General features: G+C 37.8%; 18 protein-coding genes, 8 tRNA genes and 1 rRNA gene. 23 read left to right on the top strand and 4 right to left on the bottom strand.

What is annotated here, in order from left to right:
- Positions 1–9 precede the first annotated feature (9 nt).
- From rrf to CBF30_RS10300, 19 genes are all read left to right on the top strand, one after another.
- A 5S ribosomal RNA gene (gene rrf / locus CBF30_RS10390) occupies positions 10–125 on the top strand.
- Positions 126–135: 10 nt separating this feature from the next.
- Positions 136–208 (top strand) — tRNA-Val (locus CBF30_RS10385).
- Positions 209–211: 3 nt separating this feature from the next.
- A tRNA-Lys gene (locus CBF30_RS10380) sits at positions 212–284 on the top strand.
- An 11-nt stretch (positions 285–295) separates the two neighbouring features.
- Positions 296–377 (top strand) — tRNA-Leu (locus tag CBF30_RS10375).
- 6 nt (positions 378–383) lie between these two features.
- A tRNA-Thr gene (locus tag CBF30_RS10370) sits at positions 384–456 on the top strand.
- 42 nt (positions 457–498) lie between these two features.
- A tRNA-Gly gene (locus CBF30_RS10365) sits at positions 499–570 on the top strand.
- 35 nt (positions 571–605) lie between these two features.
- A tRNA-Leu gene (locus CBF30_RS10360) sits at positions 606–691 on the top strand.
- 22 nt (positions 692–713) lie between these two features.
- Positions 714–787 (top strand) — tRNA-Arg (locus CBF30_RS10355).
- 7 nt (positions 788–794) lie between these two features.
- A tRNA-Pro gene (locus tag CBF30_RS10350) sits at positions 795–868 on the top strand.
- A gap of 282 nt (positions 869–1,150) precedes the next feature.
- On the top strand, positions 1,151–1,624 hold the full coding sequence (locus CBF30_RS10345) for a CtsR family transcriptional regulator (protein ID WP_126826367.1): 474 nt from the start codon (positions 1,151–1,153) through the stop codon (positions 1,622–1,624).
- Between the two features lie 6 nt (positions 1,625–1,630).
- Positions 1,631–4,117 (top strand): ATP-dependent Clp protease ATP-binding subunit, encoded by a 2,487-nt coding sequence (locus tag CBF30_RS10340; protein ID WP_126826364.1) that lies wholly within the window; start codon positions 1,631–1,633, stop codon positions 4,115–4,117.
- Positions 4,118–4,271: 154 nt separating this feature from the next.
- Positions 4,272–5,195 carry a peptidase U32 family protein gene (locus tag CBF30_RS10335; RefSeq protein WP_126826361.1) on the top strand — a complete coding sequence of 308 codons (924 nt, stop codon included), beginning with the start codon at positions 4,272–4,274 and terminating at the stop codon, positions 5,193–5,195.
- A gap of 10 nt (positions 5,196–5,205) precedes the next feature.
- Complete coding sequence (locus CBF30_RS10330; RefSeq protein ID WP_126826358.1) at positions 5,206–6,447, top strand: peptidase U32 family protein; 1,242 nt, start codon at positions 5,206–5,208, stop codon at positions 6,445–6,447.
- 152 nt (positions 6,448–6,599) lie between these two features.
- Complete coding sequence (gor, locus tag CBF30_RS10325) at positions 6,600–7,949, top strand: glutathione-disulfide reductase (RefSeq protein ID WP_126826402.1); 1,350 nt, start codon at positions 6,600–6,602, stop codon at positions 7,947–7,949.
- Between the two features lie 144 nt (positions 7,950–8,093).
- Positions 8,094–9,509, top strand: a complete 1,416-nt coding sequence (locus CBF30_RS10320; protein ID WP_126826355.1) for a cytochrome ubiquinol oxidase subunit I — start codon at positions 8,094–8,096, stop codon at positions 9,507–9,509.
- A 1-nt stretch (position 9,510) separates the two neighbouring features.
- Positions 9,511–10,539 carry a cytochrome d ubiquinol oxidase subunit II gene (gene cydB / locus CBF30_RS10315; protein WP_126826351.1) on the top strand — a complete coding sequence of 343 codons (1,029 nt, stop codon included), beginning with the start codon at positions 9,511–9,513 and terminating at the stop codon, positions 10,537–10,539.
- Positions 10,529–12,277: a thiol reductant ABC exporter subunit CydD gene (cydD, locus tag CBF30_RS10310; RefSeq protein ID WP_126826348.1), complete on the top strand. Its 1,749-nt coding sequence runs from the start codon at positions 10,529–10,531 to the stop codon at positions 12,275–12,277. Before cydB ends, cydD begins: the two co-directional genes overlap by 11 nt.
- Positions 12,274–14,025: a thiol reductant ABC exporter subunit CydC gene (cydC, locus tag CBF30_RS10305; RefSeq protein WP_126826345.1), complete on the top strand. Its 1,752-nt coding sequence runs from the start codon at positions 12,274–12,276 to the stop codon at positions 14,023–14,025. Before cydD ends, cydC begins: the two co-directional genes overlap by 4 nt.
- A gap of 138 nt (positions 14,026–14,163) precedes the next feature.
- Positions 14,164–15,363, top strand: a complete 1,200-nt coding sequence (locus CBF30_RS10300) for a VanZ family protein (RefSeq protein WP_126826342.1) — start codon at positions 14,164–14,166, stop codon at positions 15,361–15,363.
- Positions 15,364–15,383: 20 nt separating this feature from the next.
- On the opposite strand, the gene CBF30_RS10295 is transcribed toward CBF30_RS10300, so the two are convergent.
- The 3 genes from CBF30_RS10295 to CBF30_RS10285 all read right to left on the bottom strand — a co-directional run bounded on the left by CBF30_RS10295 (position 15,384) and on the right by CBF30_RS10285 (position 18,411).
- Entirely contained in the window at positions 15,384–16,253 is an 870-nt protein-coding gene (locus CBF30_RS10295) for a TIGR03943 family putative permease subunit (RefSeq protein WP_126826339.1), read from the bottom strand.
- Between the two features lie 18 nt (positions 16,254–16,271).
- Positions 16,272–17,159 (bottom strand): permease, encoded by an 888-nt coding sequence (locus tag CBF30_RS10290; protein WP_126826336.1) that lies wholly within the window; start codon positions 17,157–17,159, stop codon positions 16,272–16,274.
- A gap of 271 nt (positions 17,160–17,430) precedes the next feature.
- Complete coding sequence (locus tag CBF30_RS10285) at positions 17,431–18,411, bottom strand: polyprenyl synthetase family protein (protein ID WP_126826333.1); 981 nt, start codon at positions 18,409–18,411, stop codon at positions 17,431–17,433.
- A 137-nt stretch (positions 18,412–18,548) separates the two neighbouring features.
- On the opposite strand from CBF30_RS10285, the gene CBF30_RS10280 reads away from it, so the two are divergent.
- The 4 genes from CBF30_RS10280 to CBF30_RS10265 all read left to right on the top strand — a co-directional run bounded on the left by CBF30_RS10280 (position 18,549) and on the right by CBF30_RS10265 (position 22,059).
- The gene (locus CBF30_RS10280) at positions 18,549–19,454 is read left to right on the top strand and encodes a 1,4-dihydroxy-2-naphthoate polyprenyltransferase (RefSeq protein WP_126826331.1); all 906 of its coding nucleotides are present in this window, start codon (positions 18,549–18,551) and stop codon (positions 19,452–19,454) included.
- Positions 19,455–19,481: 27 nt separating this feature from the next.
- Positions 19,482–20,096 carry a sugar O-acetyltransferase gene (locus CBF30_RS10275; protein ID WP_126826328.1) on the top strand — a complete coding sequence of 205 codons (615 nt, stop codon included), beginning with the start codon at positions 19,482–19,484 and terminating at the stop codon, positions 20,094–20,096.
- A gap of 93 nt (positions 20,097–20,189) precedes the next feature.
- Entirely contained in the window at positions 20,190–21,035 is an 846-nt protein-coding gene (locus CBF30_RS10270; RefSeq protein ID WP_126826325.1) for a YitT family protein, read from the top strand.
- A 178-nt stretch (positions 21,036–21,213) separates the two neighbouring features.
- Positions 21,214–22,059, top strand: coding sequence for a PhzF family phenazine biosynthesis protein (locus CBF30_RS10265; protein WP_126826322.1), 846 nt, complete (start codon positions 21,214–21,216; stop codon positions 22,057–22,059).
- Between the two features lie 101 nt (positions 22,060–22,160).
- On the opposite strand, the gene CBF30_RS10260 is transcribed toward CBF30_RS10265, so the two are convergent.
- A complete protein-coding gene (locus CBF30_RS10260; RefSeq protein ID WP_126826319.1) occupies positions 22,161–24,779 on the bottom strand; it encodes a YfhO family protein in 2,619 nt (872 codons plus the stop codon).
- Between the last annotated feature and the right edge of the window lie 3 nt (positions 24,780–24,782).

Here is a 24,782-nt window from a genome sequence, read left to right as displayed (position 1 = left end):
GACACGAAGTGTGGTGGCGATGGCGAGAAGGATACACCTGTTCCCATGTCGAACACAGAAGTTAAGCTTCTTAGCGCCGATGGTAGTGAAGGGTTTCCCTTTGTGAGAGTAGGACGTTGCCACGCTTGTTGTCATGGAGGTTTAGCTCAGCTGGGAGAGCACCTGCCTTACAAGCAGGGGGTCAGCGGTTCAATCCCGTTAACCTCCATATGACTCGTTAGCTCAGTTGGTAGAGCATCTGACTTTTAATCAGAGGGTCACTGGTTCGAGCCCAGTACGGGTCATTTTTTTATATGCGGGTGTGGCGGAATTGGCAGACGCACTAGATTTAGGATCTAGCGCCTAACGGCGTGGGGGTTCAAGTCCCTTCACCCGCACTTTGAGCCGGCTTAGCTCAGTTGGTAGAGCATCTGATTTGTAATCAGAGGGTCGAGGGTTCAAATCCTTTAGCCGGCATTCTTGAGAGTGTCTTTTTCTCTCTCTTCGTTTTATTTATATGCGGAAGTAGTTCAGTGGTAGAACATCACCTTGCCAAGGTGGGGGTCGCGGGTTCGAACCCCGTCTTCCGCTTTTTGCGAAAGCAAAAAGATTAATAAAATAATGTTGCCGGGGTGGCGGAACTGGCAGACGCACAGGACTTAAAATCCTGCGGTGAGTGATCACCGTACCGGTTCGATTCCGGTCCTCGGCATTGTCCTTTGTTAATCACACTTGCACCCATAGCTCAACTGGATAGAGTATCTGACTACGAATCAGAAGGTTAGAGGTTCGACTCCTCTTGGGTGCATTTTTTTCGGGAAGTAGCTCAGCTTGGTAGAGTACTTGGTTTGGGACCAAGGTGTCGCAGGTTCGAATCCTGTCTTCCCGATTATCTATTGGTAGAATTGGTAGAAATTGATAAAATAGAGTGAAAGAAATTATCTTTCACTCTATTTTTTTATCATATAGGAAATAAAAAGTGTAAGCCCTGAAGTTCATAAAAATTAGTTAGTGACTAAAAAATGTTGAGATAGTTTGGATGGTTTCATCCGAACTATTTTTACTTGTTAATAGTTTTCTGTAGGGAATCAAACTTCTTTATTTAATTGGCAGAATTGAGTATAATAAAGGTCAAAGTTAGTCAATTATACGCATAAGTGAGGTGAAGGCTGTGAATAACCAAAATATTTCAGATGTAATTGAAGCGTATTTAAAACAGATTCTTGCTGAACAGGAACAAATTGAAATTCGTCGAGCTGAAATGGCGAGTCAGTTCAATTGTGTCCCATCGCAGATTAACTATGTAATTAAAACAAGATTTACGATTCCAAAAGGATATATAGTAGAAAGTAAACGTGGTGGTGGCGGTTATATTCGTATTATTAAAGTGACTCTTTCGACTGGGTCAGAAATTTTGCTAGAATTAGAAGAAATGATTGGAAATAAATTATCGGAACAGGATGCTTTGTCCTTATTGCAACAACTATATGATAATGAGATAATAACCAAAAGAGAAGGAAATCTTTTTCTTTCACTAATTAGCAAACAAGTGTTACAATCAACCAACGAGAAAAATGAACAAGAGTTAAGAGCACGCCTATTTAAAGCGTTCTTGACTCGTTTAGGATATGAAGAAAAGGAGTGATGATTCATGGATGAGTTATTTACGGAAAAAGCAAAAAAAGTGTTAGAAATTGCACAAGCGGAAGCCAAAAGTTTTCGACATCAATCTATTGGGTCAGAACACTTGCTTTTAGGTTTGGTCATTGAAAAAGACGGCATTGCAGGAAAAGCACTTCGTCAACTTGGAGTGAGTGAAATAGACATCCGAGAAGAGATTGAGTCCATTGCAGGATACGGTTCGACGAGTACTGCTAAGTTCCTATATCTTTCTTATTCACCCAGAGCCAAGCAAATTTTGACATATGCAGGTGATGAAGCGAAAAGAATGGGTGCTCCAAGTGTGGGGACGGAACATTTATTGCTAGGAATTTTACGCGAAGATGAGGTTTTGGGGTCACGCATTTTGGCAAACTTAGGTGTAAGTCTTCCCAAAATGAGACAGTTGGTTTTAAAAAAAGTTGGAATCAACACGACGCAATCCTCCAGACAAAACGCCAGAAAAAATCCTGTACCGTTGCAACAAGCACAAGAATCCATGACACCAACTCTAGATATGTTAGCAAGAGATTTAACGGCGATGGCCAAAAATAATTTAATCGACCCAGTGATTGGCAGAGAGAAAGAAGTTCGTCGTATGATTCAAATTTTAAGTCGACGCACAAAAAACAATCCAGTATTAGTTGGGGAGCCAGGTGTTGGGAAAACTGCCATTGCTGAAGGCTTAGCCCAAAGAATTGTGGCTGGAACGGTTCCTGATACTTTAGAGAACAAACGTCTGATGATGCTTGACATGGGTTCATTAGTAGCTGGGACTAAATATCGCGGTGAATTTGAAGATCGCTTGAAAAAAGTTATTGAAGAAATTTATCAAGATGGTGAAGTAATTTTATTCATTGATGAGTTGCATACTTTGATTGGAGCAGGTGGTGCTGAAGGAGCAATTGATGCGTCCAATATTTTGAAGCCAGCCTTGGCTCGTGGAGAGTTACAAACTGTGGGGGCAACAACGTTAGATGAATATCAAAAATATATCGAAAAAGATGCGGCACTTGAAAGACGATTTGCAGCTGTGAAAGTCGAAGAACCAACCTTACAAGAAGCGGAACAGATACTACTAGGGTTGCGTAGCCGCTACGAGGAGCATCATCAAGTACAAATTACGGATGATGCAGTACATGAAGCAGTGCATTTGTCTGTACGTTATTTAACAGCGAGACAATTGCCAGATAAAGCCATAGATTTAATTGATGAATCTGCAGCAAAAGTCAGGCTGGACACAGCAAATGAGCCGTCTCCACTTACTAAACAGAAACTTAAGCTGGATGAGCTCGTTCTTCAAAAAGAGCAGGCGATTCGTGAACATGATTTTGAGAAAGCAGCAAAGTTTAGAAAAAAAGAACAGCGTCAACAGCTTAAAATGGAAAAAATGTTTATAGAGGAAGCACAAGATCCCTCAGAATATCAGCAACAAGTGACAAGCGAGGATATTGCGGAAGTTGTCTCACAATGGACAGGGGTTCCACTGCAACAATTAGAAAAAAAAGAAAGCCAAAGGTTACTTGAGCTTGAAAAACGTCTCCATCAAAGAGTCATTGGTCAATCAGAAGCTGTCGAATCTGTCTCAAGAGCAATTAGAAGGGCCAGAAGTGGGCTCAAAGATCCTAATCGTCCAATTGGATCATTTATGTTTTTAGGGCCTACTGGTGTCGGAAAAACAGAATTAGCGAAAACATTAGCCGACGCAATGTTCGGCTCAGAAAGTGCTCTAATTCGAGTAGACATGTCTGAATACATGGAAAAATATAGTACAAGTCGTTTGATCGGCTCTCCTCCTGGATATGTAGGGTATGATGAAGGAGGTCAACTGACAGAAAAGGTCAGACAGCATCCTTATTCGGTTATTTTACTGGACGAAGTTGAAAAAGCGCATCCCGATGTTTTCAATATGTTACTTCAAGTCCTTGATGATGGCTATTTGACTGATTCAAAAGGTCGAAAAGTTGACTTTCGCAATACCATCTTGATTATGACCTCTAATATTGGAGCAACAGCGCTTAGAGATGAAAAATCGGTTGGGTTCAATGCTGTTGACAAGTCAAAAAATTATCAAGCGATGAAAAAGCGAATTTTGGAAGAGCTAAAGAAAGCATTTCGACCTGAATTCTTAAACAGGGTGGATGAGTTGCTCGTCTTTAAATCACTGGATAAAAAAGAGATACATGAAATCGTTAAAATTATGAGTCAAACGATTGTCAGTCGATTGTATGAGCAAGGGATTATAGTCAAGATTACACCCGCAGCTATTGAAGTGATTGCAAAAGAAGGCTTTGATCCTGAGTACGGCGCTCGTCCGATTCGCAGAGCGTTGCAAAAAGAAGTAGAAGATCGCTTAAGCGAAGCGTTGTTAGCAGGGCAAGCAGTTGTGGGAGACAAGGTCACACTTGGAGCTAGTAAAGGAAAAATTACTTTAACTGTGAATAGTGCGAAAAAGGCTGTCAAGCTACAAACGGTATAAAGATGATTACGACAATGAGTCGGAACAAAGTACAACGTTCTGGCTCATTTTTTACGGTTTTTTTTAAGTAATAAGGAAGGTTAGTCCAAAGCAGACTTTTAAAGTTTGTGAAGCTGTGGTAGGATGTGTGGAGTAACAAAGGAGGATTTTTTTCATGATTACTATTACTGCAACGGCAGAATCGCTTAAACAAGCGGAGCAACTTATAAATACAGGAATTGATACTCTATATATTGGAGAAGAACACTTTGGCTTGCGTTTGCCAACCTCTTTTACAAGAGAAGAACAAAAACGATTGGTTGAAATGGCCCATGAAAAAGGAAAAAAAGTCACGGTTGCTGTCAATGCGATGATGCATCCAGAAAAAATGAAAGAAGTGCCAGCATATCTAACTTTTTTAAAAGAAATTAAAGTTGATCAAATCACGGTTGGAGATACTGGAGTTATTTATCTACTTAAAAAAGGTTCTTACGGTATTCCCTATATATATGATGGAGAAACACTTGTAACCAGCTCAAGACAGATTAATTTTTGGGGGAAAAAAGGGGCTGTTGGAGCTGTACTTGCGCGTGAGATTCCTTACATGGAACTTGTGTCCATGGCTCCTAATTTAGACGTATTTGGAGAAGTCCTGGTGTACGGAGCGACCTGTATTCATCAATCGTTACGACCTTTATTGCAGAATTATCTTTCATATGTTGGCGTTGAAGATCAAGTATCTAAAGCAAGAGGCTTCTTCTTATCAGAGCCTAAAAAAGAAGACACGCATTATTCTATTTATGAAGACACTCATGGGACTCATATCTTTGCAAATAATGATGTGAACCTGACGTTGGAGTTAGACAAGCTGGTCGCGTTATCTTCGTATAATCATTGGAAATTAGATGGGATTTTTACCCCAGGAGAAACGTTTGTAGACATTGCTAAATGCTTTGTAGAAATAAAAGAAGCGTTCGCGGCAAATCTTGTAACAACAGAATATTTAGAAGAAATGAATCAAAAGGTTGTAAAATTACATCCCAAAATGCGTGGGTTAGATACTGGGTTTTTGTTACTCAACCCAGAAGATGTGAAATAAGGAGACAGTCATGACAATAGAAAAACGTAAATTAAAAAAACCAGAAGTGTTAGCACCTGCTGGAACTCTAGAAAAATTAAAAACAGCGATTCATTATGGCGCAGATGCCGTTTATATCGGTGGGAATGCTTATGGGTTAAGAAGCCGTGCTGGAAATTTTAGTTATGAAGAAATGGCTGAAGGCGTAGCATATGCTAAGGAACATCAAGCCAAAGTTTACGTCGCGGCCAATATGGTGACACACGAAGGGGATGCTAAGGGTGCGGGGGAATTTTTCCGAGAGCTACGTACGATAGGGATTAGTGCAGTGATTGTTTCGGATCCGGCTCTGATTGAGATTTGTGCGACAGAAGCACCTGGCTTGCCTATTCATCTATCCACACAGGCTTCTGCAACAAACTATGAAACATTGGAGTTCTGGAAAGAAGAGGGCTTAGAACGTGTGGTGCTTGCGCGTGAGGTTTCAATGGCAGAAGTAGCCGAAATCAGAAAGAATACAAGCATTGAAATTGAAGCGTTTATTCATGGAGCAATGTGTATTTCTTACTCTGGAAGATGCACGCTTTCTAATCACATGTCGTTTCGTGATGCGAACCGTGGCGGCTGTTCTCAGTCTTGTCGCTGGAAATATGAACTATATGATATGCCGTTTGGAACCGAAAGAAAGACATTCACAGATCAAGGGATAGAAGAGCCATTTTCGATGAGTGCAGTTGATATGTCAATGATTGAGCATATTCCTGATTTAGTTGAAAATGGTGTTGACAGTCTAAAAATAGAAGGTCGGATGAAGTCTATTCACTATGTGTCAACCGTATCAAATGTTTATCGCGCAGCTATTGATAGTTACGTAGAAGACCCAGAAAATTACGTATGTAAACAGGAATGGATTGACGAGCTATGGAAAGTGGCACAACGAGAACTTGCGACTGGTTTTTATTACCAAAAACCTAGTGAAGAAGAGCAACTATTTGGCCCAAGACGTAAAATACCTGTCTACCAATTTGTGGGTGAGGTGATGGCCTATAATGAAGAAACTAAGATTGCGACGATTCGTCAAAGAAATCATTTTCGGGTAGGAGATGAAGTCGAGTTTTATGGACCTGGATTTCATCATTTTCATCAAAAGGTTGAAGCTATGTGGGATGAGGAAGGTGAACCGATTGACCGAGCACCAAATCCGATGATGCTTTTGACCATGCCGGTTTCTCAACCGGTTGCGATTGGAGATATGATTCGAAAAAAGAAATAATCGACTTTTTTGTTTCAAAGAGTAAAAGAGTATAAGGAGAGTTTCATGAGAAGCTCCTTATACTTTTTTTATTTCCAATCCAATTAGATGTGTTTTTTTCCTTTTTTTGAGATAATAAAATGGATGAAATATAAAAGGAGCTAACAGAAATGATAGAAAAATATGATTATATTGTTTTAGGTGGCGGAAGCGGTGGGATTGCTTCTGCAAATCGTGCTGCGATGCGTGGAGCAAAAGTAGCATTGATTGAAGGAAAAGAGATTGGGGGAACATGTGTCAATGTTGGCTGCGTGCCTAAGAAAGTGATGTGGTCAGCTGCGTCATTGAAATCTTCTATAGAAAATGAGAGCAGCGGATTTGGACTGGATATTCAAGTGGAAAATTTTGATTTTAAACAGTTAGTTGAGAATCGTCAAGCCTACATTGAACGGTTGCATGGGGCTTATTATCACGGACTTGACAGTAATCATGTGACAGTTGTTAAAGGCTATGGGCAATTTGTTGATTCTAGAACCATCGAAGTGGAAGAGAAAAAGTATCAAGCCCCGCATATTTTGATTGCAACTGGTGGTCGACCAATGATTCTAGAGATTCCTGGAGCAGAGTATGGGATTGATTCTGATGGTTTCTTTGCACTGGAAAAACTGCCGAAAAGCGTCGCAGTTATTGGTGCTGGCTATATTGCCGTTGAAATAGCCGGTGTCCTAAACCAACTAGGTGTAAAGACACAGTTGCTCTATAGAAAAGAGACTGTTTTACGTTCATTTGATGGGATGATTTCAAAAGCGCTTGTCGAGGAATATCAGCAACAAGGAATCCATTTGCATGCCAACTTTGTTCCTGAAAAAATCGATAAGGCAGCGGATGGCAGCCTTGAAGTGTTAGCAGAGTCTGGTGAAAAGGTAGCGGTAGAGCAAGTCATTTGGGCAGTTGGGCGCAAGCCAAATACAGAAAATATTGGGCTTAGTAATACCAATGTCCACTGTGATTCTAAGGGAATGATCCGAGTAGATAAGTATCAAAATACTACAGAGTCTGGGATTTACGCTGTAGGAGATGTTATCGGAAAAATTGATTTAACTCCAGTAGCTATCGCAGCAGGTCGTAGATTATCTGAGCGGTTATTCAATGGTCAAACGGATGCTTATTTAGACTATCATACTGTTCCAACCGTAGTTTTTTCTCATCCGACAATCGGAACGGTAGGGCTAACCGAAGAAGCGGCAAAAGAAAAGTATGGTGCGGAGCAGCTGAAAATCTATACTTCTAAATTTACCCCGATGCAATATGCTTTGGCGCAAAATAAGCAAGCGTGTGAAATGAAGCTGGTATGTGTAGGAAAAGAAGAAAAAATTGTTGGGTTACATGGGATTGGTTTGGGGATGGATGAGATGCTTCAGGGGTTTGCAGTAGCAATCAAAATGGGTGCGACGAAAAAAGATTTTGATGATACGGTAGCGATTCATCCGACAGGTGCGGAAGAGTTTGTTACGATGCGTTAAATAGGCAAAAATTAAAAATGAAAAAGTAGAGACTAAACGGGCTCATTTTTTATTCTCTACTTTTTTTAAAAAATTAGTTTATAATTAATTTAATTTAGACTATAATGTAGGGTGTACTAAAAATAGGAAAAGGGGGTTCTTTACATGAGTGTTTTAACGTTAGCACGGTTTCAATTTGCGATGACGACCATTTTTCATTACTTTTTTGTGCCATTATCTATTGGTCTTGCATTAGTTGTTGCTGTTATGGAAACGTTGTACGTTGTAAAGAAAAAAGAGATATATAAAGATATGGCAAAATTTTGGGGGCATATCTTTTTGCTTAGTTTTGCAGTAGGGGTGGTAACAGGAATTATTCAAGAATTTCAATTTGGCATGAACTGGTCAGCCTATTCTAGATTTGTGGGAGATATATTTGGGGCTCCATTAGCGATTGAGGCTTTACTTGCATTCTTTCTAGAATCAACCTTTATTGGCTTGTGGTCGTTTGGCTGGACTAAATTCAGTAAAAAACTTCACTTGGTTTTTATCTGGTTAGTTGTCATCGGCTCGACACTATCTGCATTTTGGATTTTACTAGCCAATAGTTTTATGCAACATCCGGTTGGTTATAGCTTTAATAGCGTAACTGGTCGTGCAGAACTGAATGATTTCTTAGCAGTGATTAAAAATCCACAATTGTGGTTGGAATTTCCGCATGTTATTTTTGCAGCCTTCCTAACAGGCGCATTTGTGGTTGCGGGTCTTTCTGCATGGAAATTATTTAAGAAAAAAGACGTGGAATTTTTCACGAGATCATTGCGTGTAGGCCTTGTCTTGGGTGGCATAGCTGCAATTTTGACTGTTGCAGTCGGAGATTTGCAAACAAAAGCATTGATTGAAGAGCAACCGATGAAATTTGCAGCAGCAGAAGGTATCTATGAAAATACAGATGATCCGGCTTCTTGGTCGGCAGTAGCCTTGTTTGATACAAAAGAAAAAGAAACGAAATTCTCAGTTGAGATTCCCTATATGCTGAGCATTTTAGGAAATCATAGTTTGAGCGGTAGTTTTAAAGGGATGAACCAAGTAAATAAAGAACTACACGAAAAATATGATAGTAAATTCGGGAAAGATATGAATTATTATGTTCCAACGAATGTTCTTTTCTGGAGTTTTAGAATCATGGCTGGTTTTGGTACGGCACTGATAGCATTAGCTATTTTAGATTTGTTCCTACTAAAAAAAGGCTGGTTGATGAAGCAAAGATGGTTGCTTTGGGTCACAGGAGTGTGTACCTTTGTTCCATTTATTGCGAATACGTCAGGCTGGTTAATTACAGAGATGGGACGTTATCCTTGGACTGTTTATGGAGTGTTTACGGTTGCAGATAGTGTATCACCCAACGTCACAGCCAACCAAATGCTCTTTACGAATATTGTCTTTTTCTTATTGTTTGCGTCTTTAGGAGCGGTATTAGTTTACCTTATCCGAAAAGAAATGAATAAAGGACCTTATCACGAAGAACAAGAAATCAAAGAGAATGTAGCATTAGATCCATTTTCTAAGGAGGCGTTCTAATATGAGTGGGTTACAACTATTATGGTTTATTCTAATTGCGGTTCTGTTTATTGGATTCTTCTTTTTGGAAGGCTTTGACTACGGTGTCGGAATGGCGACACGTTTTCTTGTCAAAAATGAAGAAGAGCGCGATCAAGTAATTGAAACAATTGGACCTGTGTGGGATGGGAACGAAGTTTGGCTACTGACAGCAGGTGGTGCGATGTTTGCTTCTTTTCCCGAATGGTATGCCACTCTTTTTAGTGGGTATTATATCATTTTGTTCTTAATCTTAGTGGGGCTAATTATTCGAGGAGTATCTTTTGAATTTAGAGAAAAAATGGAGACAGCCAAGAGTCGTAATTTTTGGAACTGGACTTTATTTATAGGAAGTATCCTTCCGCCGTTTTTATTTGGTTTAATGTTTACCAGCATGGTACGAGGAATGCCTCTAGCAGCTGATAAGGGAATTTATGCTTCTTTTGGTGATTATGTCAACCTTTTTTCAGTAGTTGGTGGGGTTGCAGTTACCTTGATTTGTTTCTTACATGGTTTAAATTATATTAGACTTAAAACAGAGGGTAGTGTGCGTGAGCGTGCACAAAAACTTTCTAAACGGTTATATCCAGTTTTGTTTGTGGGATTGGTAGTGTTTGCAGTTTTAGTTTATCTAGAAACAGACTTTATTCAAGCTCGTCCGGTTTCTTCGCTTGCAATCCTTGCTGGAATCGTTTTGTGTGCATGTCTATCTGCATATGGCACATGGAAAGACAAAGAGCTGTTATCTTTCTTAACAACAGGTTTCGTTTTAGCTGGTGTGGTGGTTTTGATATTTAATGGATTGTTTCCAAGGGTTATGATTAGTTCATTAGGTTCAAGCACGGACTTACTAATCAAAAATGCCTCAAGTACACCTTATACACTGAGTTTGATGTCCAAGATTGCTTTTACAATCCTGCCATTTGTCCTTGCCTATCAAGCATGGTCGTACTATATTTTTGGCAAAAGAATTGGGTTAGGAAAAGGGGGAGCTTACTCTCATGATGGATAAAAATTTATTCCGAATTGAGAAGATGAGAGCTGTTCTTGGGGGGCTTGCAGGACTTGCTGTTCTGCAAGCTCTTTTCATTATTGGGCAGGCTTATTTTTTATCAAAAGGTATCACAAACTTATGGAACGGAGGGAAGGTGGGCGATCAACTCGTAGAGGTAGGTTTATTCTTTTTATTTTTTATGCTACGACAAGCATGTCAGTATATTCGTGATAAATCTTTGGACACCTATGCTTATAGAGAATCTCAAGCCATTCGTCAAAAATTTATGAAAAAATTATTTGTGCTTGGACCGAATTTTGTTCAAAAAGAAGGAACGGGAAATATGGTGACTATGGCAATAGAAGGAATTAGTCAGATTGAAAATTATATCACCTTAATCTTGCCTAAAATTACGAATATGATGATTATTCCTTGGATTATTGCTGCCTTTTTATTTACCCAAGATATTCTTTCAGGTGTGATTGTCTTGCTTGTTTTTCCAATCATTATCGTTTTTATGATTATCTTAGGATATGCTGCAAAAGCGAAAGCAGACAAACAATACGAAGGTTTTCAGCGTTTAAGCAACCATTTTATCGATGCGTTACGTGGCTTGGAAACATTGAAACTACTCGGGTTGAGTAAAAAATATGAAAAAAATGTTTACCAAGTGAGTGAAGATTATCGTAAAGCTACGATGAGTACGTTGAAAATTGCCATTCTATCAACGTTTGCATTGGATTTTTTTACAACTTTATCGGTTGCGGTCGTGGCCGTCTTTTTGGGGCTAAAATTAATCAACGGAGGTATTGCGCTTTTGCCTGCTTTATTGGTATTGGTACTAACACCTGATTTTTTCTTGCCGTTACGTGATTTCTCAAATGACTACCATGCGACTTTAAATGGTGGGAACACCTTAAAGGCAATTTTTCGAATTCTTGATCAAGCAGAACCTAAAAAAATGGCAACATTCCCATTAAGTAAAACCTATGGCAAAGACGATTCAATTGCATTAGAAAAGGCCAGTGTTTCCTATCAAACTAATGAACAAAGAGAGAAAATTGAGACCCTAAAGGACCTCTCTTTTGAGTGGCAGGGTTATGGAAAGGTTGGGGTTGTTGGATTGTCAGGCTCGGGTAAGTCAACTCTCATCAAACTATTGGGTGGATTTTTAGAGCCTACTTCGGATGAAATGGTTACAGTCAATCATCAGTTTGTTGCAAACTTAGCGCAAAAAAGTTGGCAAGAGCAGCTTTTTTATTTGCCGCAAGATCCTTATATTTTTCATGCAAGTTTACGTGAGAATCTTTCTTTTTACGTACCAAACGCCTCAGAAGAAGAAATGATACAAGCGGTAGAGCATGCAGGATTGACAGAGTTGATTTCTGAACTTCCGAAAGGCTTAGATACGGTGATTGGAGAAGGAGGGCAAACACTTAGCGGGGGACAAACCCAAAGAGTTGCATTAGCCCGAATATTTTTAGACCAGTCTAGAAAAATTTTATTATTTGATGAACCAACTGCACATTTGGATATTGAAACAGAAGCAGAACTGAAAAAAACCATGCTGCCATTATTTTCTGAACATCTTGTCTTTTTTGCGACACATCGGCTGCATTGGATGAAAGAAATGGACTATATTTTAGTGATGGATCAAGGGAAGTTGGTCGAAGCTGGAACGTACGAAGAAGTCAGTCAAAATGATGGATTTTACCGCAAACTAGTAAATGGGATGAAAGGAGTAGATTGGGTTTGAAAACATCTAAATATTTGTTGTTGTCACGAAAGGATACCTGGGTTCGTCCTTACTTTAAAAAGTATAAAAAGTTACTCTTGTTAGTTTTATTTTTGGGCATGATGACCTTTTTTTGTGGGAGTGCTCTCATGTTTAACTCGGGCTATCTCATTAGTAAGTCAGCTACACATCCAGTTAATATTTTACTTGTATATGTTCCAATTGTCCTAACTAGAGCTTTTGGGATAGGTCGTCCAGCATTTAGATATGTAGAGCGTTTAGCCAGTCATAACTGGGTGCTTAAGATGACCTCTGATATTCGCTTGAAACTTTATCGTTCATTAGAATCAAAGGCAATGCAAGCGAGAGGAACATTTCAGTCTGGCGACGTTTTAGGGATACTTGCAGAAGACATTGAACATATTCAAAATTTATATTTGCGGACCATTTTTCCAACACTCATTGCTTGGTTACTATATGGCATCATTGTCGTGATATTTGGTGCTTTTTCCCTTGTATTTGCTGGAATAATGCTTTTACTTATTGGGGTCTTAGTCATTGTTTTCCCCCTTGTTTCAGTACTGATGAACCAAGCGAAGATTTATCGAAGAAAAGAAAAAAGACATGAGTTATACGGGAAATTGACTGATTCTATTTTAGGAGTAGGGGACTGGCAGTATAGTGGGCGTTACGAAGAGTTTTTGGACCATTATAATCAAGCTGAAAAAGAAGTCCGTGCCCAAGATGAACCACTAAATCAGGCTACACGAAGACTAAACACTTGTATTCAATTTATATTTGGCGGGGTAGTTATTGCACTATTTATTTGGGCAGGCATGTATTACTATCAAACAGGTCATGCAGGACTGAACTGGATTGCTGCTTTTGTTCTGGCTTTTTTTCCGTTGATGGACGCGTTTGCACCAATTGCAACTGCTGTGACAGAAATGCCAATGTATGAAGACTCAGCCAAAAGATTGGATGCGTTACCTAAACCAAAATCAACTTCCGGAGAAAACGAACGAAATTTCTGCTTAAAAGATACCACCATTCAATTAGAGAATGTTTCTTTTCAGTACGGTGCTCAAGCAAAATGGCTCTTACAAAATTTCAATTGGACGATTGAATCAGGTAAAACAACAGCTGTACTGGGCAAGAGTGGGACGGGGAAGACGACATTGTCCCAATTAATTCATGGTGATTTGTCTCCTACAACAGGTCGTGTGTTAATTGGAGGAACAAGTGTGGAAAAACTTGATACAAACATCCATCAATTGATCGGAGTTCTAAGTCAAAGTCCGCATCTTTTTGATACAACAATTATCAATAATGTTCGTTTAGGAAACATCAAAGCTTCAGACGAAGAAGTTTATGAAGCGATTGTTAGATCAGGGCTACAAGAACTTGTTGAGCGTTTGCCTGATGGAGTCCATACGATGGTAGAAGAAGGTGGGAAACGTTTTTCAGGTGGAGAACAACAGCGGATTGCGCTAGCAAGAATTCTACTACAAGATGTTCCGATTGTGATTATTGATGAGCCAACGATTGGCTTAGATCCTATTACGGAAAGAAAGCTGCTACAAACGGTTTTTGAAGTATTAAAAGAAAAAACAGTAATCTGGATTACGCATCACCTAGTAGGAATAGAAGCTGCAGATGAGGTTCTTTTCTTAGAAAATGGGAATATTGAGATGCATGGTGCGCCAAAAGAATTGAAAAAGACCAACAAGCGATTTCAACAGTTATACTTTTTAGATCAAGCAGAATAATAATGCCGAGAGTATGAAGTAAGCAGCCAAAAGTCTCTATTTTGCCTGTTGATCCTAAAAAAATCGCGTTTTTATGTAGAAATCCCCTTAGTTCGAATGAATTTGGTATACTAAAAGAAAAAACAGGAGGTGTTAGCGATGGCAAGTTATGTCGCTCCAATCCAAACAGCGTTAGTTGTTTTCCCTATTCTTTTATTTCTAGTTTTTGTGCCTGTTTTAATTTATCAGTATCGAAAAAATGGTGCTTTTTTGACGGTGAAAGCTGTTATTTTATACTCGTTTCTATTTTATCTGGTTTGTGCCTATTTTATGACGATATTACCTCTTCCAGATCGAGAGGCAGTGGCACAGTATACCAGAATGAAAATTCAGTTACAGCCGTTTCTGTTCATAAAAGAGTTCATGAGAGACTCTTATCTTAAAATTAATGACCCGCAGACTTACATGGCTAGCTTAAAGCAGTCGGTATTTTTACAGCCTGCGTTTAATGTCTTACTATTGTTTCCATTTGGTGTATATTTGCGGTATTATTTTCGGTGGTCGTTGAAACGTACGATGTTTGCTTCTTTTTTATTTTCCTTATTTTTCGAATTAACCCAGTTGTCTGGTCTATACGGAATATATCCAAGACCGTATCGATTGTTTGATGTAGATGATTTATTCTTAAATACATTAGGTGGAACTATAGGGTATTTAATGGCGCCACTCTGTACCTTTTTTCTGCCGACAATTGAGCAATTGCTGGAAAAGGAGCAAAAAAAAGGAACTTCCATTCCTTTTTTCAGGAGGTTAACAGCGCTAGGTGTGGATTATCTTGTGTTATTATTTTTTATGGGATTAACCGCCTTTTTTGCCAAAATTTTTCGACTAGGCAATGTGTTTGAAAGAGAGATTCTATGGACGATTAGTCTAAATTATGTTCTGTGGGTAATCCTCTATTTTGTTTGCTTTTCGTATTTTTATAAGGGCCAGACATTAGGTAAGGCTTTGGTAAAAGTTAAAGTCATAGCAGAATCGAGTCAACTGCAGTTTAAAGCCCTTTTAGTAAGGTATGGGCTCTTATATCTTGTTTTTTGGCCGCTGATGCTTACACCGTTTACTTTTTTATCTCCTTTTGTGAGTAGTTTGGAAAAAAGTGGAGCAAAACAAGCACAATGGTTAATCATTGTCTATGCAGGCATCTCTTTCGTGCTTTTTTTAGGTTTTCTTTGCATAGTATATGGAGCTTTACGACAAAAGCCACTTTTTTACGAACGCTGGAGTAAAACGAAGTTAGTCAGTCAATTTGAGTATGGAAGCAACCAAGAGAATGAAAAAATAAAAAGCCTTGAAAATTAAAAATTTTCAAGGCTTTTTATTTATGCATCAAAGTTGTAGTAAACATATTGATTTTTAGGAGCGGAGACTTTCTTGATTGCATCAACTTTTAATGTTGGAATACTTGCCTTAAAAGGCGCATAGTAATCGGTGCTAATCACACCTGAAACTTTGACCCACTCATTATTTTTGAATGGCGTAGTACTCGCACTAGTCGAATCAGTGTAGTTGAGTAGGCCAAATACACCAGAATCAGCTACACAGTGAATGACACCAAAGCGGAAAATAAAAATTTTATTTGTTTTTTCAACTGGATCGTTGTAAACAAACCCGGTGTAGTCAATGTGTTTTCCTTGGAATTCACTTGGATAATTGTAAATCAATTCCATGACATTTAAATAATTTGTATCTGTAATATGAATAGTAGAGGCATCTTTGTAATGTTTTAACTCTTTATCCATGCGTTTGCTGTAGTCACTTTGATTGAAATAAATGCTGGTGTTAGGCTTGAGGTATTGGGTATTGACTTCTGGATCTCCAACCGATTCTTTACTGATGGGAAAATGGAATCCTTTGGCAGAAACAATTGTAGCATCTAGGCTAACGGTTGGAAAAAGTAATCCGACAATAATCGGTAAAGTAAGTAGGCAGTAAACAAGTATTTTTTGCCCTTTTTTCTCCATCCCATGATGATGCTCACAGTGATCATCACAACAAGTATGTTTGTGAGGGTGTACATCATCTTGGCGTGTCCAGAGATAGAGTTGGATCAATGCTAGAGCTAATGATAGCACCATAGACAAAATGACTAAATACCGGTAGTGTGTATTAATATACTGATCAATTCTACCAGATATTTGTAGAGACATCATCAATTCAAAATAACCAGCTAATATTAGAAATCGTATCACGTTGTTCGTCTCCTTTCTCTAGACTAAGTAGGCAAAAATGGTTACAGCAATGGCAACAAATACAACAAATTTAAAGATGAATTTTCCTTGGAAATATTGACGCATCATCATCAGATTTTTGATATCAACCATTGGACCAAATACCAAAAAGGCAACAACTGGAGCCGTCCCAAATAAGCTAAGTAAAGAAGAACCAATAAAGGCATCTGCTTCTGAACAAAGTGAAAGTGTAAATGCAAGGACTAACATAATTAGGATACTAATGAGTTTGGTGGATCCTAGTTGTAGCATAAAAGAAGTCGGGAGATAGGTTTGCATGGCAGCTGCAAGAATGGAACCAAAAATGAGATAGCGACCGGTATCGAAAAACTCATCAATAGAGTGCGCAAAGAAAGAGAGCATCTTTTCTTTTTTAGAAACGGATGGTTCAGCATCAAAAGAATGCTCGTGCCAAGATTCTTTTAGAACAGGTCCCTTATGTAAATAAGCAATCCAGCTACTAATTAATAAAGAAACAAATAGACTACCGAGTATTCGTAATAATGCAAAACGAAAGGAGTTGCTAAAAGCAATAAAGGTTGAAAAGATCACAATTGGATTAATAATGGGAGCAGTCATCATGAAAGCAAACGCAGTATATGTGGGTACCCCTTTTCTCATAAACTGATTGACGATAGGGACAATGCCACATTCGCACGAAGGAAAGAAAAATCCAAGGAGCGACCCTACAATAATCGAAAGAAATTTATTTTTGGGTAAAATCTTTTTGACACGTGCAGGAGTAAGAAAAGTTTGCAGTGCCCCAGAAATTAGGCAACCTAATAAGACAAAAGGTAAGGCTTCGATAATAATTGATAAAAAAATAGTACTCATTTGAAGTACTGAACTAGGTAAAAAATTAAACATATGAGTCCTCTTCTCTTTTTAAAACTGAATTTAGCGTACGCTTTTTCTAAAAAAAAAGCAATTTAAATTCCTATTTTTAATGATTTTACAAGAATTAAAAGAGGGGAAAACAAAAGTCGCATATTCCAAGAAATGAGCAGGAATCTGGGGGAAGTTTTCTTCAAATTTGTGTTGATTCTAGCTTATTACTAAAAGAATTATTTTTGCTCTAACCGCTTATTCGGATACTAAGAGCCTGAGACATAACGTTGCGTTATATCTCAGGCTCTTTTTAATCTTGACGATTTAATAGATGTTTGGTGATTTCTGTTAGGATATCTCGTTCGGGCGTTTGCGGTAATTTTTTGATATCCGCCAAAGCTTTGTTGGTGAAACGATCGGCTATTTTTTGGGCAAGATCAATACCGTTATAGGTGTGAATATGTTGGACGAGCGTACGGAGCTCGTCTGGATTTAACGCTTGTTTTTTTTCAAGTAGAGGTAAAAAAACAGCACGATTTTCTTGCATCGCTAAAATCAAAGGTAACGTATAATTGCCTAATTGAACATCTTCTAAAACGGGTTTATGTAAGCTATCTTCACTGGAAGAGTAATCTAAAATGTCATCTAATATCTGAAAAGCCATTCCAATATTATGACCAATACGTTGACTAATGTGTTGGATGTAAATAGAACACTTTGAAAACTTCGCTCCTTCATAACAGCTTAATTGAAATAATTGAGCTGTTTTGCCTTTGATATGGCGGAGATACTGTTTTACGGTAATATCAGTATTGTATTGTAAATCCATCTGGTCAAGCTCCCCCACTAAAATCTTTCTCATATTGGAAGCATTTAACTCAATAACTGAGAAATCATCTGCTGCTTGTGCAAGTAACTGAAAATAAACTGTGAATAAAAAATCTCCTGCGTAGACAGCGATATCTTTTCCATAAAGAGCTTGGATAGAAGGTTTATCACGACGAAGTGGAGAATCATCGATAATGTCATCATGGATTAGCGTTGCTGCATGTAATATTTCTAATGAAGCTGCAAATTTATATCTTTTTTCACTAGAGGAAAGTGAACCAAAAGAAGAAAAAAGTAAAAAATAGGCGGGACGAAGCAACTTCCCTCCCGACTGAAAAAATAATTGTAAAGCGCTGGTCATTTCTTCATTGCGTATTTTAACAGCTTTGGTCATAACTTTTTGAGTTTCATTTAATTGTTTTTGTATCGTTGGATAATTGTTCCAAAGTGGGTGAATCGCCATAAGTGGCCTCCTACATTTATAATTACACTAATTACAATGTAGCGTAAAATAAAGAAAGTGTCAATGAATTAACTTTTTATAAAAATCGAGTATAATAGGAAAGGAATAAATTTAATAAGAAAGTTGTGTATATTAAAATGAATTGGAAAATTTTTGCGGAATTAGTAGAGTTTAAGGCCAAAGCAGCGAGTGTTTTTCCTTTTGTAATAGGGATGGCATATGCGTGGTTTCATTATAAACATATTGAGCTTATGAATATGTTTTTATTCTTTGTTGCGATGTTTTTATTTAATATGGCAGTGGATATCTTAGATAACTATATGGATTATCACCATGCAACAGAGGTACATGATTATAGGGAGAAAACAAATATTATCGGGCGTGAGGGTTTATCCCTACGACTTGTCCGCAACATGATCATTGGATTCATAGGTATTGCGGCAATATTGGGACTATATTTAACCATTAGAACAAATGGGATTGTTTTAATACTTGGGATAATCAGTTTCAGCGTTGGGATTTTCTACTCTTCAGGACCAAAACCATTGTCAGGTTTACCTGTGGGCGAAGTATTGTCAGGTGTGACGATGGGCTTTTTGATTCCGTTAATTTGTGTGTATTTAAATGTTTCTCATTTAGTCCAATTTAGTTTCAGTTTTTTTGGCAATATTTTTCTCATGTCCCTCCCAGCAGTTTTCGCGATTGCGAATCTAATGCTTGCTAATAATACATGTGATTTAGAAGAAGATGTACTAAATAAGCGGTTTACACTGGTTTACTATATGGGAAAACCAGCAGCGGTTCGTCTGTTTCAATTGCTTGCTATTTTACCGTTTATTACTACAACTTTTTCCGTATTTTTAGGGGTTGTCCCTAGACTACTATTATTTTTATGGGTGATTGCGCCTATTATTTGGAGAAATACAAAACAATATTCACAAAGGCAAATCAAATTAGAAACATTCCCACTTGCAATCAAAAACTTAATTTTGACGGTCTCTGTTTTTTCTGTTTTATTTGTTTTAGGCCTATTTATTTACTAATTAAAACCCATGAAGGAGGACTTTATAGTGAGAAGTGAAAAAGAAAAAATGTTAGCAGAGGGACTGTATAATCCTGGAGATGCAGAGCTTGTAAGCATACGAAAAAATGCCCGGAAGTTAGTGAGAGAAATTAATCAGACTCACGAAGATGAATATGAAAAGCGGGCTACTTTAGTTAAACAACTATTTGGAGGACACAAAAAAGCTGTCTATGTGGAGCCGCCTTTTCACTGTGATTACGGAGAAAATATCACGGTTGGTGACAACTTTTATGCCAATTTCGATTGCATTATGTTGGATGTTGCATCAATCACAATTGGCGACAATGTGATGTTTGGCCCAAGAGCAACGCTATGTACAGCGACTCATCCAATTGATGCAGCAGTTAGAAATAGTGATGTCGAACTCGCAAAGGCAATTCATATTGGCAACAATGTCTGGTTTGGTGCAAATGTTACGGTAAATCCTGGTGTTAGCATTGGCGATAATGTGGTAGTAGGTTCGGGAGCAGTGGTGACAAAAAATATCCCTAGTAACGTTGTTGCTGCTGGAAATCCATGTAAAATTTTGCGTGACATCACCTCAGAAGAACGAGCGTATTGGCAAAGGCAACACCAAGAGTATTTGGAAGAATGTAAATAATTTTTTTGTTTCGGGTTGTAGTATTTTTCTTCTCGTTGTATGATGTGTGAGGTATACAAAAATTCATCATCATCGGGGAAGGAGTATGTATTTGTGAATAAAAAAATTTTTTACAACGTAGTAAAAATTTTGTTGGGATCATTTATTTTTGCCATATCGATTAACGTGTTTTCGATTAGCAACAATTTAGGAGAAGGTGGCGTTACAGGGTTAACGATGCTGCTGTATTATGGATTCTCGTGGTCACCAGCCTTAACCAATATTTTGTTTAATTCGGTTTTATTAGTGATTGGATACAAGTTTTTAGGGAAGGACACCATTTACTATACATTGGTCTCAGTTTTTGGAATGTCATTCTTTTTAAAAATCACAAGTACATGGGCTTTTCATACCAATCAAACCATTATCGCAGCAATTAGTGCAGGATTTCTAATGGGCTTAGGTATGGGTGTTATCATGCGAGCTGGGGGAACAACAGCAGGTAGTGCTATTCTTGCTAAGTTGATGAATAAATATTTTGGTTGGAATACTAGTTATGCATTGCTTTTCTTTGATATTTTGGTTGTGGTGCCTTCCATTTTTATGATTGGATTAGAAAATATGTTGTTTACGATAGTTTCTTTATCTGTGTCAACATTTATTTTAAACTTTATCCTAGAAGGTTCCAACCCTAAAAAAGCAATCACGATTATTTCTGACAAACATGAAGAAATTGCTAGTAAAGTAACGAGAGAATTAGATCGTGGTATCACCGTCGTTCCAGGCTACGGCTATTATCAAGGGGCGGATAAAACGATTTTATATATTGTTGTGAGCAATCAACAGTTATTAGAGGTATACAAGATCATTAATGAGTTTGATGAGTATGCTTTTGTGATTGTAAATGAAGTACAACATGTTATAGGAGAAGGCTTTACACGCCAAATATATGAGGATTAGACAATTATTTTTTTAATAAAAAGGTGTTCTTCATTGTAGAATACTTTGACAAAAGACAAATTATGTTCTGAAAGATCCAATCATGACGAATTTGTCTTTTGTTTTACGTTCAAGCAAAAGTTCAGTTCGCGAGAATGAATCCTGTGTTGAACAATAGTATAGGGAAAGCAGGTGTCTGATGAAAATCACCGTTTATGTTGCAAGAGCCTTTAGTAAAAATCATAAAGGTGGGAACAAAGCAGGCGTGGTGCTAATGGAGCAAAAATTGAGCAATGCACAAAAATTAGCAATTGCGCAACAATTAGGCTATTCTGAAACAGCATTTTTATCAAAATCTGAACGGGCAGATTATCAATTAGCATATTTCACACCAAAAGAAGAAGTCGCTTTATGTGGACATGCGACAATTGCTACTTTTTCGATATTGAGGCAGCTCAACCAACTTTACAAAGATCACTATACGATTGAAACAAACAGTGGAATTCTTGAAATTAAAGTGGAAGATGACGTCATATTTATGGAGCAAAACAAACCAGCATTCTATGATGTACTCATGTTGAACGAGCTTATCCATTGTTTTGATAGCCAAGCGATAGATTCTAAGTATCCTATTCAAATTGTCTCTACGGGGCTCAAAGATATCTTAGTTCCTATAAAAAGTGAAGAGCAATTGCGGACTTTGCAGCCTAATTTTGAAGCAATCAAAGCGGTTAGTAAAAAATACAACGTGATAGGAATGCATCTATTTACTTTTAAAGAGGCACACATGTCCTGTAGAAACTTTGCTCCGTTATACGAGATTAATGAAGAAGCAGCGACTGGAACGTCGAATGCCGCACTAGCATGTTATCTTTATGAAAAGGGGTATGCGCAGCGAGAACTCTATGTATTTGAACAAGGAGAATCTTTAAACTCACCTTCTGAGATACTGGTGAAAGTCGCAACGGATGGTCAGAAAAAAATAAAAAATGTCTACGTTGGTGGTAAAGGAGATTACTGTGAAACTCAGAACTTGAATATCTGAACAATTTGTAGCCAAGAAAAAAACGTGTAACCCAAAAGCAAAAGGCTGCTTTTAGATTACACGCTAAATTTTTTAACTTTTTTAAAGGATGTTGCTCGAAGTTAGCTTAGAGTAGCCTCCTTTTTTTTATTTAGGTAGTATACGTAGAAGCTAAAGAGACAGATACCCAAAATAAAACCGATAGTCCCAAGTTTGAAGCCATTTGGTAAGAACCGTAGTTCAATCTTATGTTTACCGGGTGAAACAGGAATGGTAATAAATGCTTCTTTAAAGGATTTAATTGCCACTTTTTTTCCATCAACGTAAGCACTCCAGCCCTTGTCATACGGGATGGTTGTAAAGAGAACCGATTGATTTTTCTTTACAGTAACAGTTGCGGTTGCTTTACGTCCACTTGTTTTAAATGCAACACGCTTGTTTTGAATTTTTTCAGCAGCAGCTTGATAGTTGGCAACATCCATTAAGACAACCGGAGGATCAACGAAGCTAACTGCTGTAGAACCATAAAAAGTGATGGAAAAATTAACCACAGTATCTGCCGCATAGTAACCCAGATTATAATATTGACCCGTAATATTAATTTGGGTTTTCACACTTTGTCCATTTACGGTTATGGTTGCAGACGAACTTTCCAACTGGTTGTAATTAGAGGTAAACAGACTCATATAGGCTTGTTTACCAGCAGGCACGACAACGCTCCAGGATAAAGTCTTAGCTACATTTTTTTGTTGTTCAGCATACTGGACGGTATTGCTTGTTGGATGTGTAATCGTCGTGTTGGCTGAATTGACCAAGGTTGGTTTAACAAAAGAAAAATAGGTAAACGAACTATCCGAGAGTCGATTAAATAAATTGGTTTGTGAACCAAGGTTATCTGTTTTGGGTAACTTTGTTTTGTAAATATTCGTATCTGTTAGTGTACCCAGAGCAGCAGCATTTGTATTTTCATACATTTTATATTGCGTATTACTATAACTTTGGTAGTACCCGTATTTCAATGGATCTATTTTGGACAAATTATATTTGATGCCAAACAAGGAGTCCATCAGTAAGGTATTATTTTGATAGCGCAAATTTAGATTGGTTCCTTTTGAACGATAGCCTAAATCATTTAACAACGAAGAAGAGTTTCGATTACGAATGGATGAAAAGAGTGAGATACCGCTAAACCCATAGTTAATACTGTCATTAGGCGAGATTGGGTCAAGCGTCTCCATTCGATAAAATTCACTCGTGTCTTTCTTCTGTGTTTGAGAAACTGCATCCTGATACTCTTTATAAGGAGCAGAGTAAAGACTGCGTGAAGCATAATTCCAATCAGACAAAATACCATGAATCATGCTGTTGGTATTAAGGGTCGCCTCAGCACCCATTAGTAACAAAAGGACCATTGCTAAGCGTTTGAGTGGAATCTGCTGCCGTTGGTACAACACAATGGTGAGTAAATAAAAGGCTAAGAATAACAGTGTGAAATAAAAAGAGTTGTCTGTTACATAGGCATATTTTCCATCTTGAATGAATCCTTTCGCAAGCGTAAACAAAGCAGCAAGCAAAATGATAATACCGACTAAATACCCTTCATCTGTTGGGCGATACTTTTCAAATCCATAGCCTGCTAGCATAATCACTAAGAATGAGAATGTAAAACTAAAACGGAATAAAAACATATTTGGAGCATGCATTCCTTGCCAAAGTAGATTCAAAGGCTCAATATAAAAACTAATAAAGACAAAGAGCAAAATACAGCCATAAGCTACTTTTTCTTTCAGCGCAATTTTTTTCGTTACGAAAAAGTAAATGCAAAAAACTAGTGGGAAAAGTCCGGCATAAATAAAAGGAATGGAGCCGTATTTCGTTGTATCGAAAACGCCAATCATATTTTTTATAACCACATCCCAAAATCCCGTAGCTTCTGTTTTAAAGCGTACAATTTGAGTCAGTGCTTCTCCGTTTGAACGCAAATCCATCAGTGTCGGCAAAATCATAACCATCGAAGAAATACCTGCAAGAATGGAAGTAATGAAGTAAGGCAAAATATCTTTTTTGTATCTTGTCCAGTTTGTAAAAGTTCGAGCCAAAAAGTATAAGAATGAAAAAACACCAATCATAAAAGCCATGTAGAAATTAGAAATAAATAATAGCAAATAGGAAACAAATAAACAGATTGGCTTTTTCTTGTCCATTAGACGATTAATCCCTAAAATAATTAAAGGCAAATAAATAAAAGCATCCAACCACATGATTAATTCAGAATGAGCAGTAATAAAGGACATCAAAGAATAAGAAATGGCTAGTGAGACCTGAGTCCATTTTGGAATCTTGAACGTCTCTTTGGCATAAAACCAAAAAGCTAGGCTTGCTACGCCGATTTTAAGTAGAGTTAAGACGTACAATGCATCTGGAATGGCACTGTTTGGGAAAAAGAATACCAGTGGCGTGAATAACCCACCTAAATAATAAGCCATCAAAGAAAAATAGTTCAAACCTAAAGCGGCATTCCAAGTATAAAAAATACTTTGCTTTCCATGTAAAACATTATTGAAACTGGCGTGAAAATTAGAGAATTGTGCAAATGCATCGCTGGCTAAAATACTACGATCGCTGCCCCAATAAATTCCGATGCTAAGATAAATAGCAAACATCAAGACAATGGGGATGAAAAATGCAGCACCCATATAAATTTTTTCCCGCTTAAGAAAACGTGTTATTCGTTGTATCATGAC

This window comes from Vagococcus entomophilus (assembly GCF_003987595.1).
Lineage (GTDB): Bacteria > Bacillota > Bacilli > Lactobacillales > Vagococcaceae > Vagococcus_E > Vagococcus_E entomophilus.
The sequence above is the reverse complement of the archived record's forward strand: the minus strand, read 5'-3'. Positions and strand labels throughout refer to the sequence as shown.